Origin of the sequence: Micromonospora sp. NPDC048842 (assembly GCF_040649935.1) — a bacterium.
In the GTDB taxonomy this organism is placed as follows: Bacteria; Actinomycetota; Actinomycetes; order Mycobacteriales; family Micromonosporaceae; genus Micromonospora; species Micromonospora hortensis.
In genome coordinates this window covers 1-14974 of record NZ_JBEZGK010000048.1, presented here as the reverse complement: position 1 = coordinate 14974, position 14974 = coordinate 1, and the positions used below count along the sequence as shown (strand labels likewise).

Genomic DNA, 14974 nt, shown 5'->3' with positions numbered 1-14974 from the left:
GCGGGGCGGGGCGGGGCGGGGCGGGGCGGGGCGGGGCGGGGCGGGGCGGGGCGGGGCGGGGCGGGGCCGACTGGGGAAAGTGGGCCCACTTCCGAGTCAGGTGAGGGAATTCAGGGCTTTGGCGTACGTGGGTGGGATGTGGTTGGGGCCGCCGGGGGTGAAGACGTCCGAGTGGGCCACCGCGGACCAGGCCGTCTCCGGGACGGCGTCGACCAGGGCTTGGATCACCGGGGCGTCGCGCCACTGGTCCTGCTCGGCAAGCAGGCCGAGGGCCACCACCGACTCCTCGACCTCGCCCACGCACTCGAACGGCTTGTGCCCGTCCACGCCCAGCAACTCGCGGTAGCCGGGGATCTGCGACTCGTCGGCCAGCAGGTCACCCCCGAAGATGCCCACCACCCGCTCCCGCGGCATGAACGGCGCCATGGCCAGGAAGACGAAGCGGCACTTCGGGCAGTCCCGGCACCAGCGCTCACTCGCGTCGCGCAGCTTGAACGCCTGGTTGCAGCTGGTCACCACGTCGTCGTACCTGGTGAACTCGGCGAACAGCCGCGCGATGTGCAGCTCGGACAGCGAACGCAGCAGGGAGAAGTACGGGTAGGTCAGGCCGGCGTGCTCGGCCAGCGACGCCCGCAGCAACCCCTCCGCCTCGACGCCCTTGGACCACTGGTGGTTGATCTCGTGGCCGTTCCAGACCAGGTTCGGGTCGGACGCCGAACGCTCGTTGGACATCACCACCGGGCCCAGCCCGTGCAGGACGGCGGTGGCCACAGCGATCAGGGAGTTGATGGCGGTGACCGGGATGTGCCCGTTCAGCGCGCCGGCCGCGTTCAGGTCGAACAGCACCGGGTCGATGCGCCGCCGGGCGGCCAGCGGGACCAGCCCGGACGCCTCGTTGACGGCGACGATGACGTGGTTCGGGTTTACCGAGAACGGCACCGGGTCCAGCTCGGCGCGGCGCAGCGCCTCCAGGCTGACGATCGAGTCCTTACCGCCGCCGACCGCCGAGAGCGGGCGACGGTCCGAGTCGTCGTACACCCGGGGCGACTCCGGGGTGCCGGCCGGCACCTCCGGGCGCAGCTCGAGCACGTGCGGCAGTTGGTTGCGGTACGCGTACTCCGCGAGGCCCTTTGTGTAGACGGCAGTGACGTAGTCGACGGTGGCCGCGCCCAGCGGCGCCGGCAGCACGAGTCGGGGCGGCGCGGCGGCCTTGTAGTAGCTGACCCCGGCGACGAGGTGCAGCACCTCCAACACCCGGTTGAGGGTCGCCACCGTCTCGTCGGAGGGCGGCTCCGTCGGCAGGGGGAGCGTGATCACCTCGGTGAACCGCTGCTCACCGGCCGGGCCGGTCAGGGCGTAGTCGAACAACACCTCGCCGGTGGCGAAGTCGATCGAGTAGGACGGGAAGGTGAAGGCGTCCATCCGCCGGAGCTGCTCGTTGGGCACACGCCATACTAGGCCCTGGTTCGTCCGGCCGTGTCCGGACCGGGCCCGCCCTGCCGCCGCCGTGACCCACGAGGAGAGCCCCGTGCGCCTTTCTGACCTGCGCGGACGTACCGTCGCCGTCTGGGGCACCGGTCGGGAGGGCCGGGCCGCTGTGACCGCCATCGCCGCGCACGGCCCAGCCGAGCTGGTCGCCGTGGACGACAGCGCGAACTTCCTGTCGCTGCCCTGGGACGGCCCCCTGGCCGAGGCGGCGCCGCTGGTCACCGGCGAGGCGGGCTTCGAACGGCTGGCCGCCGCGGACGTGGTGGTCCGCTCCCCGGGCGTGCCCCAGACCCACCCCTGGCTCATCGAGCTGCGCCGCCGCGGGATCCTGGTGACCCAGGGCACCGCGTTGTGGATGGCCGACCACGCCGCGCGCACCGTCGGGGTCACCGGTAGCAAGGGCAAGAGCACCACCTCCAGCCTGATCAGTCACCTGCTCACCGCGATGGGGCGGCCGAACGTCTTCGGCGGCAACATCGGGGTGCCGACCCTCGACCTGCCGGACGCGGAGCTGTACGTGTTGGAGCTGTCCAGCTACCAGTGCAGCGACCTCACCGACTCGCCCCGGGTGGCGGTGGTCACCGCGCTCTTCCCCGAGCACCTGGACGCGCACGGTGGGGAACGGGAGTACTACCGGGACAAGCTCAACCTGCTCGCCCACGACCCGCAGACGATAGTGGTCAACGGGGGTGATCCCCGGCTCGCCGCGGAGCTGGGTGAGCTGCCGGCGGTCCGCGCCGGTCGTCCCGACACCACCCACGTCGCCACCGGCGCCGACGGCATGCAGTGGTTCCACTTCGGTGACCAGCCTCTCTTCCCGCGCGCGGTGCTACCGCTGGTCGGCCGGCACAACGAGGGCAACCTCTGCGTCGCGCTCGCCGTGCTCGACGCGCTCGGCGTGGACGTGGTGGCCGGTAAGGACCACCTCGCCGTCGCGGTCGCCGAGTTCCAGGGGCTGGCCCACCGGCTCACCGAGATCACCGACCCGTCCGGGCTGACGTTCGTCGACGACACCCTGGCCACCAGCCCGTACGCGGCCATGCACGCCATCGACGCGTACGACGGGCGGCCGTTGACGGTGATCGTCGGGGGCAACGACAGGGGTCTGGACTACACGCCGTTGGCCGAGCACCTGGCCGAGCGGGAGCTGACAGTGATCGGGATTCCGGACAGCGGCACCCGCATCGTCGAGGTACTCGCCGGCCTGCCGAAGGTGCGTACCGAACTGGTCGACGACCTGGTGGAAGCGGTCCGGCTGTCCCGTGAGGTGACCCCGGCCGGCGGGGTGGTGCTGCTGTCCCCGGCCGCGCCCAGCTACGGCCGGTTCCGCAACTTCGAGCACCGCTCCGAGGTCTTCGCCCAAGCCGTCGCCGACACCGCCCGCTGAGGCCAGCGCGCCGACACCGCCCGCTGAGCCCGGCTCAGCGGTGGGCCGGGCCTTCCACGTCAGCGCGGGTGAAGCCCGGCGTGTAGGGCGCGCATCGAGCGGATCGCCGAGCGGATCTCCTGGAGGTAGCGCCCCGGCGTGAGCGTCTGCTCGGGCAGCACCGCCAGGTCGGCAAGCGTCGGGTCCACCCCGACCGTGTCGATGGCGCACCCGTACGGCACGGCCAGCGTGCGCAGCGCGTCGCAGTGCTGGAACGGCACGTAGATCGGCGCGGTGACCATCAGGACCTTGTCGCCCGGCGCGAGCCGGACGTGGCCGGCCCAGAACCGCTGGGTGTCGGCGGTGTGGGCCCGCCGCTGGTCGGGTTCGCTGGACGGTGCGGCCAGCACCCGGATCGGTGGCAGCCCGTCCGGTCGGTAGGTCCGCGACGACCAGGAGTGGTGCGGGTGGCCGGCGTCGACGCCGGCCTGCTCGGCCGGGGCGGCCACCTCGAACACCCGGCGGACGGCCGTGTCCAGCACGTCCACCTCGGTCTCGTCGGCCGGTAGGCCCGCCTCGGCGAGCGTGCGGCGTTCCCAGTCCGACAGCGGCCGGAAGCTGCCCAGGACGGCGACCTCGCCGCTCACCGGTAGGCCGGCGCGGAGCAGGTGCGCGGCGTAGCCGACGCGGCGTACGCAGGCGTGCGCCAGGCCGCCGAGCACCACCAGGTGGGCGTACGCCGACCGGGCCGGTGGCACCGGGTGGATCAGCCCGAGTGCGGCGGCCGCGTCGAGCACCAGTGTCGCGGTGGCCGGATCGAGGTCGGGCTCCCGGGCGTCGGGCCGTTCCCGGCCGCCCCGAAAGTCCCAGTGGCGGGCGGAGAAGTCGTCGAGGAAGCGGAGCACGTCGGTGAGGTCACCGTCGGGCCAGGTGCCGCCGAAGTGGGCGACCAGGCCGCGGAGCGGGGTGGAGCAGACCCAGGTCTGGATCTCCGCCGTGATCCGCTCGTCGTCAGTTCCGGTCGACGGCGCCGCGTCCGCTCTGTGCACAGCCGGATGCTACCGGCCCGCTGCGGCGGGGCCGGTGGTTGTGGTTGCTGTCTACGCTGGCGGGAGCGGCTGATTGGGGGATCTCGATGACCCGTGACGTGGCCCGTCAGCGGTTACGGGAGGGCGGCGGCTCCACCGCCGGCTTCGTCCGGCTGGTGGCGCACACCGACCCGGTGGCGTTGGTCGGCATCACGCTGTCGATCACCCTCAGCGTCGTGCTGGACCTCAGCAACGCCGCCTCCGGGGTGGAGTCGCTGCTGGCCGGCCTGATGGGCATCACCATCTCGCTGTTGGTCGACTCACTGGCCCGCGCGGAGCGCCGCTTCCACCTGCGCACCCTGTTGGACGGCCCGCCCTGGCTGGTCCGCACCACAACGGAGTTGGCCGGGGCGATGCGGGAGGCGGCCGAGCAGCACGCGGGCACCCGGGTCGCGGTGGAGGCGCAGCGGCGCTACGAGCAGTTCCGGTTGGAGGCCGAGCAGCTCGCTGACGGTCGGATCATCCGGCGCGGTGACGAGGACGAGGATCTGGTCGGCGCGACCCGTGCCTGCGTACGTCGGCTGGACGGGTTGACCAACGTGATGCCCCGGGTGAGCGGGGAGTTGAGCTGGTGGCGCAGTGAGATCGGCCGGCGCTACTGGGAGGCCAATGTGGAGGCCCTGCAACGGGGTGTCCAGATCACCCGGGTCTTCGTCTACGCCACGCTGACCGACGATCTGTCCGCCCTGGTGGAGAAGCAGCGCGCGGCCGGGGCGCGGGTGGGTCTGCTGCCCATCGGGGTGGTGAGTCCGCACCTGCACGTGAACTTGACACTCTGGGACGGGTCGAGCTGTTGGGAGGCCCACATGACCGCGCACGGCGAGATCGGCGAGAATCAGTTCTCGGTCAACCGGACGGACGTCGCTCGGCTCACCCGCGTGTTCGACAGCTGCGCGAACGCCGCGACCTTCCAGGACTGACGGCCTTACCGGGCGGGAACGGGTGAGCCATGACGTGGAGCGCGGTCCTGCTGGTGACGGCAGTGGTCTGGGCGGTCAGCGTGATCCGCTCGGTCCGGCTCCGCGCGCTGGTCTACAGCCTGCCGCTGCCGATGACGCTCGCCCTGCTCACCACCGACTATCGGGTGGACGGCGCGCAGGTGCTCGGCGTGCTCGGGCTCAACCTCTTCTTCGTCACGGTGGCGGTCACCCACCAGCGGTGGCGGTGGCCGATCCTGCTCGCCGACGTCGCGGGGATCGCCGTCTACGTGGTGCTGAGCGCCGCCCTGTTGGCCGTCCACATCCCGTTCGAGGTGGCCCTCGGCAGCACGCTCGTGCTCTGGCTGGCTGCCATCCTGTGGCTGCGCCGTCGCGCCCGCCGGAGCGACAGCCGTCGTGCCGGCCCGCCCGCCGTTCCCGCCGAGGAGACGATCGCCGTCGCGGAGACCCGCCCGGACGGGCTGCCGGTGTTGCTCAAGCTGGTGGTGATCTTCGTTGGGGCGGTCCTCACCCAACTGCTCGGCGCGGTGCTGCGCGGCATGGTGGTGACGTTCCCGTACTCGGGGGTGCTGGTCGCCGTCGAGGCCCGCCGGCAGTTGGCCGAGTTCAGTCGGCACTTCGCCCGCAACAGCCTCGCGCTCGTCGGCTTCCTCACCGCGTACCACTACCTTCAGGACGTCTCGTCGGCCGCGGCGCTGGGTGCCGGCTGGGCGGCGTTCGCTGTGGTCGCCGTCGCCCTGCACCTGCCGTTGCGCCCCCGCCAGGTTGCGCACGCACGGGCGTCGAGCCGCCCGCCGAGGGCATTGCGGCCGGCGACCGAGCCGCCCACACCTACCGGCCTTCCCTGACCAGCTCGGCGATCCGGGTGAGCGGTTCGGCGTACGCGGGCCAGTCGAGGCCGTCGACGCTGAGCGTCGGGCGTCGGCGTACGCCGTCCACAGCGCCCGCGCGCACTATGGCGGTCAGCAGGTCGTACGACCAGGCGGGCTCCAGCAGCGTGCGAAGCTGGGGCACATCCGGGCGGAGCAGCGACAGCGCGCCGACGAGGGCGGCTGCGGCCCAGTTGGACGTGCCGCCGACGAGCAACGCGTCAGCGCCCACCACGCAACGGATCCGCTCGCCCGAGGCGACCACCCGTCCGATCAGGTCCGCCGGTAGCCGGCCCATGCCGAGTTCGTTGCCACCGTCGCCGATGCCGATCCGGTACGCCGACCCCGAGGTGTAGAGCCGGTCCAGTGGTGCCGTGTGCGCACCGATGTCCTCGCCACGCATGTTGCGGGGCCGACCGTCCACAGCGGGCCCGACCCGCTCGCAGGCGATGAGGTGGGTCAGCCGGCCGTACTCGGGGAGCCGGGCGGCGGCCCACTCCTCGTACCCCCGCAGCGGCGCGACGTCGACCGGCAGGCCCGGCGCGGCGGCGGCGACGGCCGCCTCGACCACCGGGGCGCAGGGCTCGTCGGTGACGATCCGGCATCGGCCACCGAGCACGCGTAGCGCGGCGGCGATCTGCACCGCGCCGAGCGGGCCGTCGGTCTCCGCGGCGGGTGGCTCGGCGCCGGGGATGAAGAACCCGGTGAACACCGCGGCGTCGGGCGCCCCGGCGGCGGCGAGCGACCGGGCGGCGGCCAGCAGCCCACCCGCCGCGGGCGCGGCCAACGCCTCGCTGCCCCGGCCCACCTCGCACGACGCGATGCGCTCCAGCTCGGCGATCGTCTCTTCGATACGCACCGCGTGCCTCCCCGGCGACAGTGGACCGACCCACTGTAGCGGCGGGCGGCCAAGCTGCGGATCGAGTGGGCTTTTCCCACGAGTACTGCGGAAATCATGGGTCATGGCCAACCTTTTCCATGGAAACCGTTGACGTGCTGTCAGGTCGAGGTTCCCATGCGCTACACGGTGACAGTTGTTCGCGTCGGCCGGCGGTGGGAGCGTGCGGTATCCACGAACGCCGCTGAAGGGTTGCCACGATGACCGACGACCTGCTGGCCCGGCACCGGGCCGTGCTCCCGTCCTGGATGCCGTTGTACTACGCCGAGCCGCTCGAGTTGGTCTCCGGCTCGGGCCGCCGGGTCACCGACGCGCAGGGCCGTAGCTACCTGGACTTCTTCGGCGGTGTGCTGACCAACATGATCGGGTACGACATCCCGGAGATCCGGGAGGCCGTCGAGCGGCAGCTCGCCACCGGCATCGCGCACACCTCGACGCTCTACCTGATCCGGCAGCAGGTGGAGCTGGCTGAGAAGATCGCCCGGCGCTCCGGCATCCCGGACGCGCGGGTGTTCTTCACCAACTCCGGCACCGAGGCGAACGAGGCGGCGCTGCTGGTCGCCACCAACCACCGCCGGTCGCACCAGATCCTGGCCGTGCGCAACAGCTACCACGGCCGGTCGTACGCGGCGATGGGCGTCACCGGCAACCGCAACTGGTCGGCCAGCGGCCTCAACCCTCTCCAGGTGGCCTGGCTGCACTCCGGTGACCGGGTGCGTGGTCTGCTGGCCCGGCTGAGCGCCGACGAGCAGGTCGACGCGGCAGTGGAGGACCTGCGCGAGGTGCTGGCCACCCAGACCGCCGGTGACGTGGCAGCTCTCATCGCCGAACCGATCCAGGGCGTTGGCGGTTTCGTGCACCCGCCGGACGGGCTCTTCGCCGGCTGGAAGAAGGTCCTCGACGAGCACGGCATCCTGTTCATCGCCGACGAGGTGCAGACCGGCTGGGGGCGTACCGGGGAGCACTTCTGGGGTTACCAGGCGCACGGCGTCACACCGGACCTGCTCACCTTCGCCAAGGGCATCGGCAACGGGTTCGCCCTGGCCGGGGTGGTCGGCCGGGCCGAGGTGCTGGAGTCGGTTGCGGCCATCAGCTTCTCCACCTTCGGCGGCAACCCGATCTCCACGGCGGCCGGCAACGCGGTGCTCGACTACCTGATCGCGCACGACCTCCAGGCGAACGCGGCCCGCGTCGGCGCGATCCTCGCCGACGGCCTGCGGTCCGCAGTGGGCGGGCTCGACTGCGTCGCCGAGGTACGCGGAAAGGGGCTGATGCTCGGCGTCGAGTTCGTCCGGCCGGGTGGCAGTGAGCCGGATCCGGCGTTGACCAACCGGGTCTTCGAAGCCGCCCGGGACGGTGGCCTGCTGACCGGCAAGGGCGGCCTCCACGGCAACGTGCTGCGGATGGGTCCACCGTTGACGCTGACCGAGGAGGAGGCCCGTGAGGGCCTGGCGATCCTCGTCGACGCGATCCGAACGGCTGCGGGGGTGGCGGCATGAGCATCGGTCACTTCGTCGACGGCAAGCGGGTCGACGGCACGTCGCGGCGGCGCGGTGACGTGTTCGACCCGGCGACCGGTAGGCGTACCGCCGAGGTCGAGCTGGCCTCGACAGCGGACGTCGACGTGGCGGTGCAGGCCGCCGTCCGCGCGGCGCAAGCCTGGCGGGACGCGTCGCTGGCCCGGCGGTCCGCTGTGCTGTTCGCCTTTCGGGAGTTGGTGCACACCCGGCGGGACCGGCTCGCCGAGGTGATCACCGCCGAGCACGGGAAGGTGCTCGCCGACGCCGCCGGCGAGGTGCAGCGCGGCCTGGAGGTCATCGAGTACGCGTGCGGGCTGCCGTCGGCGCTGCGCGGCGCGTTCAGCGAGAACGTGTCCACCGAGGTCGACTCGTACACCATCCGGCAGCCGCTCGGGGTGGTAGCGGTGATCTCCCCGTTCAACTTCCCGGTGATGGTGCCGCTGTGGTTCGTGCCGGTGGCGGTGGCCTGCGGCAACGCGGTGGTGCTCAAGCCGAGCGAGAAGGACCCGAGCGCCGCGCTGCTGCTGGCCGAGTGGTTCGCCGAGGCGGGCCTGCCCGACGGGGTGCTCAACGTGGTCAACGGCGACAAGGAGGCGGTCGACGCGTTGCTGGAGCACCCGGAGGTGCGGGCGGTGTCGTTCGTCGGCTCCACGCCGATCGCCAGGTACGTCTACCAACGCGGAACTGCCACCGGCAAGCGGGTGCAGGCGCTCGGTGGGGCGAAGAACCACATGGTGGTGCTCCCGGACGCCGATCTGGACCTGGCCGCCGACGCGGCGGTCAACGCCGGGTTCGGCTCGGCGGGGGAGCGGTGCATGGCCATCTCGGTGCTGGTGGCTGTGGAGCCGGTGGCGGACGCGCTGGTCGAGCGGATCGCCGCGCGGGTGACCGGCCTGCGCACCGGCGACGGCCGACGGGGCTGCGACATGGGCCCACTGGTGACCGCCGCGCACGCGGCGAAGGTGCGTTTCTACGTGGACGCCGGCGTCGCCGCCGGCGCGGTCCCGGTGGTGGACGGGCGGGACGTGACGCCGGACGGCGACCCGGAGGGCTTCTGGCTCGGCCCGACGCTGTTCGACCGGGTGACCCCTGACATGTCGATCTACACCGACGAGATCTTCGGGCCGGTACTGAGCGTGGTCCGGGTCGGCTCGTACGACGAGGCGGTGGACTTGGTCAACGCCAGCCCGTACGGCAACGGCACGGCGATCTTCACCAACGACGGCGGGGCGGCCCGGCGCTACCAGCACGAGGTGGAGGTGGGCATGGTCGGGATCAACGTGCCCATCCCGGTGCCGATGGCGTACCACTCGTTCGGCGGCTGGAAGTCGTCGCTCTTCGGTGACCTGCACGCGCACGGCGAGGACGGGGTCCGGTTCTTCACCCGGGGCAAGGTCGTCACCAGCCGGTGGTTGGATCCACGGCACGGCGGGGTCAACCTCGGGTTCCCCACCCAGACCTGAGCAGGCGCAGCACGCCCGCCCCGGCCAGGTACGCCACCAGCGCCGGGACGGGCGTGCCGAGCGGCTCCGGCGCCTGCTGCGGGGCGGTGCTGTTGACCAGCAGCGCGGCCACCACGGCGGCGTAGCCGGCCACCGCCAACGCCGCCCGGGCCGGGGTGCCCCGAGGCGTCCGCCGTCCGGTGCGGTGTCGGCCGCTGCGCGCCTCCACCGGCCCGAAGATGGTGACCAGCACCGCCAGAACGGCGCTGAGCAGCAGCAACCACGGCACCCGCCAGGCCCACCAGGCGGCCGTGTCGACCGTCGGAGTGGGCAGCGTTCCGACCGCGTCGAGCAACCCGATCAGCAGGATCGCGGCGGTCAGGTGCCAGAGGAAGACGGTCAGCACCACCAGGTTGACCCCGATCACCAGCTGCCACGGCCCGCTGCGGCGCAGCAGTCGCTCGGCCGGGCCGCGCAGCAGCAGGATCAGACCGAGCTGGCCGGCGGCGACGGCCAGCAACGCGAGGCTGGGTGGCGCGGCGTTGTCGAGCCGCTCGTCGGGCACCTTGAGCATGGCCACCGGCCAGGGGCCGAGGACGGTGAGCAGCAGCACCGCGCCCAGCCCGCCCGCCAGGAAGACCAGCCCGGCCCGGCGGGAGGTGGGCAGCCGCCGTCGGCGTACCCCCGGACGGTCGGGAGTCGGCGGCCCGGCAGCGTCGGTCGCGGCAGGTGGTGGCGCGGTTGGGCCGGCCGGTGCGGGCGGTGACGCGGTTGGGCCGTCAGCGGCGGCGTTAGCGGGCGGTGGCGGGGTTGGGCCGGCAGGTGGTGGCGTGGCGCGGGCGTCGTGCCAGGCGAAGCCGAGCTGGTGAACGGCCAGCCAACCGAACAGGTAGTTGCCGTAGCTCAGCTCCTCCGGCCCACTCAGCCGGCCGAGGTCGCCGAGGCCGACCACTGCGACGAGCACCAGCGGCACGGCCAGGCCGAGGCGGCGGTGCAACGCGTACATCGGTGGGGTGAGCGCTACCGCCGCCAGGTAGGCGACCAGGAACCAGAGCGGGATGGTGGCGAACCAGAACACCTCGCGAATCTGGGTGGGGTCGGCGCCGCGCAGCCAGGCGACCGCCGCGGCTGCGGTGAGCACCAGCAGCAGCGTGCTGGTGGGGCGGACAAGGCGTGAACTGCGGTCGATCAGCCAGCCGGCTGCGTCGCCGCCGCGGGCCTTCAGCCGGGTCAGCGAGGCCGCGTTGGCGTAGCCCCCGACCAGGAAGAAGACCGGCATCACCTGGGCCAGCCAGGTCAGCGGGTACGCCCAGCGCAGGTCGCCGAGCGCCGAGTGCCCGGTGGCCTGCCCGTCGGGGTCACGGCCGATCACCGTGACGGTCCAGTGTCCGAAAACGACCATGGTGATGGCGAGCGCGCGGAGCAGGTCGACGTACCGTTCCCGCCCAGCCGGGGTGCGCTCGGCCAGCTGGCGCAGACGGCGCATCGCCTCAGGTTAGGCGACCCGGCGGCGGCTGGTGGTGATAACGGTTCGGCAGTCAGGACTTGAAGTCCGAGCCCGGCTGTCGTAGAAATTCTTCAGCAACAGAGCATGAACTGAAGAGAACTACCGCCCCTCGCGCGGCGGACGCCTCCCCCACAGACCGGCGATCCGCCCGACCCGACCCGAGGAGAACCCATGAACAGGCGTGACATCCTGCGGCGCAGCGCCGCCGCCGGCCTCCTGGCCACCCCCGCCGCCGGCCTGCTGTCCGGCTGCGCCACCAGCGGTGGCGGTGACAAGAACGATGCCGAGACCTACCAGGGCACCAAGAGCGCGCAGAACCCGCTCGGCGTGAAGGAGGACGCCCCACTCGAGGTGGTGATCTTCGGCGGCGGGTTCGGTGAGGAGTACGCCAAGGCCCACGAGGCCATGTACACCGAGAAGTACCCGAAGGCGAAGATCAAGCACTCCTCCACGCAGGAGATCAGCAAGACCCTCCAGCCGCGCTTCGTCGACGGCACCCCGCCGGACGTCGTCAACAACTCCGGCTCCAGCCAGATCGACTTCAACGGTCTGGTCAGCCAGAACGCCCTCGCCGGCCTCGACGAACTGCTGGCCGCCCCGAGCCTCGACATCCCCGGCAAGACGGTCAGGGACACCCTGCTGCCCGGCGCTGTCGAGGTCGGCTCCTACGACGGCAAGTTCCTGGTGCTCAACTACACCTACACCGCCTACGGCATCTGGCACTCGGCCAAGCTCTTCGCCGACCGCGGCTGGTCGTACGCGAAGACCTGGGACGAGCACATCGCGCTCTGCAAGCAGATCAAGGCCGCCGGCATCGCCCCCTGGACGTACGCCGGCCTGCACCCGCGCTACATGAGCTGGCCGCTGATCTCCACGGCCATCAAGTTCGGCGGCCCGTCTGTGGCGACGGCCATCGACAACCTGGAGCCGAACGCCTGGAAGTCCGACTCGATGCGCGCCGCCGCCGACGCCTGGCACCAGATCGTCAAGGACAAGTACATCCTGGACGGCTCGCCCGGCCTGGACCACAAGCAGTCGCAGACCGCCTGGTGTCAGGGCAAGGCCGCCTTCATCTCCTGCGGCTCCTGGCTGGAGAGCGAGCAGAAGGACGTCACACCGGCCGGGTTCAACATGACCATCGCGCCGACGCCGAGCCTGGGCAGCGGCGACAAACTGCCGTTCGAGGCGATCCGGGGCACCGCCGGGGAACCGTTCATGGTGCCCGCCAAGGCCCGCAACGTCGCCGGCGGCCTGGAGTACTTCCGGACCATGCTCTCCAAGAAGGGCGCCCAGGACTTCACGAAGAAGGTCGCCAGCCTCACGGTTGTCGCCGGCGCCACCGAGGGCGTCGAGCTGCCGTACGGGCTGAGCACAGTGGTCAAGGCCCTCGACGCGTCCGGTGCCAACGGCTTCAACTGGGTCTACAACAGCTTCTACCGCAAGTTGGAGCGCAACCTCGTCGACGCCGCGTGCGGCGAGTTCTTCAGCGGCCGGATCGGCCCCGCCGAGTTCCTCGAACAGTGCCAGAAGGGCGCCGACTCGATCGCCCAGGACAGCTCGATCAAGAAGTACAAGCGAGCGGCCTGACCGCCCGGCCGGTGGGGGAGACGTCCGCCCCCACCGGCCGTACCCCAACGGAGAGGTCCCTCTCGTGAAACATGGCAAGTGGCCGCTGATCGTCACGTTCCTGGTGCCACCGGTGCTGCTGTACGTGTTCTTCGTCGTCTCGCCGTACCTCCAGGCGTTCCAGATCTCCACCACCGACTGGCTCGGCTACTCCGCCGACGCCAACTCGGTCGGCCTGGCCAACTTCAAGACCCTCTGGCACGACGACTACGTGTGGAACGCGCTGAAGAACAACGCGATCCTGCTGGGACTGGTGCCGGTGCTGACCATCGTGCTCGGGCTCTTCTTCGCCACCATGCTCTCCATGGGTGGGCGCAAGGGCAGTGCCGGCGTCACCGGCGTACGCGGCGGCGCGCTCTACCGCACTGTCTACTTCTTCCCGCAGGTGCTCTCCGTGGTGATCATCGCCTTGCTGTGGAAGGAGGTGTACCACCCGAACAAGGGGCTGCTCACCACCGCTCTGCACGGCCTCGGCCTGCCCGCGCCGACCTGGCTCGGCGACCCGGCGACCGCCTTCTGGTGCGTGCTGGCGGTGATGGTCTGGAGCAACGTCGGCTTCTACGTGGTGCTGTTCGGCGCGGCGATGTCGGCAGTTCCGAAGGAGATCTACGAGGCCGTCCTGCTCGACGGCGCGTCCCGATTCACCACCCTGCGCCGGGTCACCCTGCCGCTGCTCTGGGACACCGTCCAGGTCGCCTGGGTCTACCTGGCCATCTTCGCCCTGGACGGGTTCATCCTCGTGCAGTTGATGACAAACGGCGGGCCGAACTTCTCCACCGACGTGATCGGCGTACGGATGTACGACACCGCCTTTGGCAGCGAGACCAAGTTCGGCTACGCCTCGGCGATCGGCGTGGTGATGTTCTTCCTGACCCTCTCGGTGGCGGTGCTGTCGCTGCGGGTCGGCCGGCGCGAACGGATCGAGTACTCGTGACCACTCTGGATCAGCCCACCGCGACCGCCCCGACCCCGGTCACCAGCGGGGACCGCCCGGTACGCCGGGAACTCGGCGTGGCCAACGCCCTCTCGCACGGCTTCCTGCTGCTCTGGGGCCTGCTCACCGTACTGCCGCTGTTGTGGATGTTCATCAGCTCGTTCAAGACCAACGGTGAGATTCTCGCCGACCCGTGGGGGCTCCCCGGCGCGCTGAACCTGGACAACTGGGCGCGGGCCTGGACCGGGGCGCACATCGGCCGGTACTTCCTCAACAGCCTGGTGGTGGTGGCCGGCTCGGTCAGCCTCACCATGCTGATGGGGGCCACCGCCGCGTACGTCTTCGCCCGGTACGAGTTCCGCGGCCGCCAGGTCGTCTACTACCTGTTCGTCGGCGGCCTGATGTTCCCGGTGTTCCTCGCCCTGGTGCCGCTGTTCTTCGTGGTCCGCAACGCCGGTCTCTTCAACACCTGGGTCGGGCTGATCCTCGTGTACGCGGCCTACTCGCTGCCGTTCACCGTGTTCTTCCTGACCGCGTTCTTCCGGACCCTGCCGACCTCGGTGGCGGAGGCCGCACTGGTCGACGGCTGCGGTCACTTCCGGCTCTTCTTCCGGGTGATGCTGCCCATGGCACGTCCGGGACTGATCAGCGTGGCGATCTTCAACTTCCTCAGCCACTGGAACCAGTTCCTCCTACCGCAGGTGCTGTTGCAGGGCGACGAGTCCAAGTGGATGCTGGCGCAGGGGCTGTTTGCGCTATCGGTCAGCCAGGGGTACGCCGGCGACTACGCTCGGCTCTTCGCCGGGCTGAGTATCGCTGTGCTCCCGGTGCTCGCTGTCTACGTGGCCTTCCAGCGGCAGGTGCAGTCCGGCCTCACCGCGGGGCAGCTCAAGTAGAACTCACCCACCGCTGACCGATACCGATCAGCGCCCCCAGCGGCTTGATCGGCCTTCCGCCCCGCCTCCGCCCGCCTGCGGCTTGAACGGCCTTCCGCCCCACCTGCGGTCCGAGCCGCCCCAACCCGACCCGATCCGGCGAGCCGCCCCCGACTCCACCCCGATCCACCCCCAAGATCCGCGCAACTTCGGTGAAACTGTTGCCTCGGCACGTCGTGAGGCAGCAGTTTCACCGAACGTGCGCGGATCTTGGCCATGCCGCGATGGGTCGCGGAGTTGGGGGCGCGTTGGGGCGCGTTGGCCCGTGCGGGGTGTGGCGTGGCCCGCGCGGCGTGGCCCGCGCGGCGTGGCCCGCGCGGCGTGGCCCGCGCGGCGTGGCCCGTGCGGGGCGGCGGGCGGGGT

12 protein-coding genes are annotated in these 14974 nt (G+C 71.3%); 8 read left to right on the top strand and 4 right to left on the bottom strand.

All coding sequences use genetic code 11. The features are described 5' to 3' along the window. Nucleotides 1-96: 96 nt before the first annotated feature. Nucleotides 97-1446, bottom strand: coding sequence for a hypothetical protein (locus AB0C19_RS33330; protein WP_357191902.1), 1350 nt, complete (start codon nt 1444-1446; stop codon nt 97-99). A gap of 82 nt (nt 1447-1528) precedes the next feature. Here AB0C19_RS33330 and murD point away from each other — a divergent pair, with 82 nt between their 5' ends. Then, entirely contained in the window at nt 1529-2875 is a 1347-nt protein-coding gene (gene murD / locus AB0C19_RS33325) for a UDP-N-acetylmuramoyl-L-alanine--D-glutamate ligase (protein ID WP_357191899.1), read from the top strand. A gap of 59 nt (nt 2876-2934) precedes the next feature. Here murD and AB0C19_RS33320 read toward each other — a convergent pair whose 3' ends face one another. Beyond that, a complete protein-coding gene (locus AB0C19_RS33320; RefSeq protein ID WP_357191897.1) occupies nt 2935-3903 on the bottom strand; it encodes a hypothetical protein in 969 nt (322 codons plus the stop codon). A gap of 86 nt (nt 3904-3989) precedes the next feature. Here AB0C19_RS33320 and AB0C19_RS33315 point away from each other — a divergent pair, with 86 nt between their 5' ends. Together AB0C19_RS33315 and AB0C19_RS33310 are read left to right on the top strand one after the other, a co-directional pair. Next, a complete protein-coding gene (locus AB0C19_RS33315; RefSeq protein WP_357191895.1) occupies nt 3990-4862 on the top strand; it encodes a hypothetical protein in 873 nt (290 codons plus the stop codon). Between the two features lie 29 nt (nt 4863-4891). Then, nucleotides 4892-5728: a hypothetical protein gene (locus AB0C19_RS33310; protein WP_357191892.1), complete on the top strand. Its 837-nt coding sequence runs from the start codon at nt 4892-4894 to the stop codon at nt 5726-5728. Here AB0C19_RS33310 and AB0C19_RS33305 read toward each other — a convergent pair. Next, nucleotides 5712-6608, bottom strand: a complete 897-nt coding sequence (locus AB0C19_RS33305; RefSeq protein WP_357191890.1) for a glutamate cyclase domain-containing protein — start codon at nt 6606-6608, stop codon at nt 5712-5714. The genes AB0C19_RS33310 and AB0C19_RS33305 overlap by 17 nt on opposite strands. A gap of 239 nt (nt 6609-6847) precedes the next feature. Here AB0C19_RS33305 and AB0C19_RS33300 point away from each other — a divergent pair, with 239 nt between their 5' ends. Beyond that, nucleotides 6848-8146 carry an aspartate aminotransferase family protein gene (locus AB0C19_RS33300; RefSeq protein ID WP_357191888.1) on the top strand — a complete coding sequence of 433 codons (1299 nt, stop codon included), beginning with the start codon at nt 6848-6850 and terminating at the stop codon, nt 8144-8146. Then, complete coding sequence (locus tag AB0C19_RS33295; protein ID WP_357191887.1) at nt 8143-9630, top strand: CoA-acylating methylmalonate-semialdehyde dehydrogenase; 1488 nt, start codon at nt 8143-8145, stop codon at nt 9628-9630. Before AB0C19_RS33300 ends, AB0C19_RS33295 begins: the two co-directional genes overlap by 4 nt. Here the strand turns inward: AB0C19_RS33295 and AB0C19_RS33290 are convergent. Further along, on the bottom strand, nt 9602-11095 hold the full coding sequence (locus AB0C19_RS33290) for an acyltransferase (protein WP_357191884.1): 1494 nt from the start codon (nt 11093-11095) through the stop codon (nt 9602-9604). The genes AB0C19_RS33295 and AB0C19_RS33290 overlap by 29 nt on opposite strands. 192 nt (nt 11096-11287) lie before the next feature. Between AB0C19_RS33290 and ngcE the strand changes: the two genes are divergently transcribed. The 3 genes from ngcE to AB0C19_RS33275 all read left to right on the top strand — a co-directional run bounded on the left by ngcE (nt 11288) and on the right by AB0C19_RS33275 (nt 14572). Further along, nucleotides 11288-12703, top strand: coding sequence for an N-acetylglucosamine/diacetylchitobiose ABC transporter substrate-binding protein (ngcE, locus tag AB0C19_RS33285; protein WP_357191881.1), 1416 nt, complete (start codon nt 11288-11290; stop codon nt 12701-12703). A 64-nt stretch (nt 12704-12767) separates the two neighbouring features. Further along, nucleotides 12768-13676, top strand: coding sequence for a sugar ABC transporter permease (locus AB0C19_RS33280; protein WP_357191879.1), 909 nt, complete (start codon nt 12768-12770; stop codon nt 13674-13676). Further along, on the top strand, nt 13673-14572 hold the full coding sequence (locus AB0C19_RS33275) for a carbohydrate ABC transporter permease (RefSeq protein ID WP_357191876.1): 900 nt from the start codon (nt 13673-13675) through the stop codon (nt 14570-14572). The genes AB0C19_RS33280 and AB0C19_RS33275 overlap by 4 nt, the downstream gene beginning before the upstream one ends. Nucleotides 14573-14974: the final 402 nt, after the last annotated feature.

What these genes read in the sequence shown, in the direction of transcription:
- AB0C19_RS33315 (WP_357191895.1), top strand. Translation starts at nt 3,990, where the DNA reads ATGACCCGTGACGTGGCCCGTCAGCGGTTACGGGAGGGCGGCGGCTCC.
- AB0C19_RS33310 (WP_357191892.1), top strand. Translation starts at nt 4,892, where the DNA reads ATGACGTGGAGCGCGGTCCTGCTGGTGACGGCAGTGGTCTGGGCGGTC.
- AB0C19_RS33300 (WP_357191888.1), top strand. Translation starts at nt 6,848, where the DNA reads ATGACCGACGACCTGCTGGCCCGGCACCGGGCCGTGCTCCCGTCCTGG.
- AB0C19_RS33295 (WP_357191887.1), top strand. Translation starts at nt 8,143, where the DNA reads ATGAGCATCGGTCACTTCGTCGACGGCAAGCGGGTCGACGGCACGTCG.
- AB0C19_RS33290 (WP_357191884.1), bottom strand. Translation starts at nt 11,095, where the DNA reads ATGCGCCGTCTGCGCCAGCTGGCCGAGCGCACCCCGGCTGGGCGGGAA.
- ngcE (WP_357191881.1), top strand. Translation starts at nt 11,288, where the DNA reads ATGAACAGGCGTGACATCCTGCGGCGCAGCGCCGCCGCCGGCCTCCTG.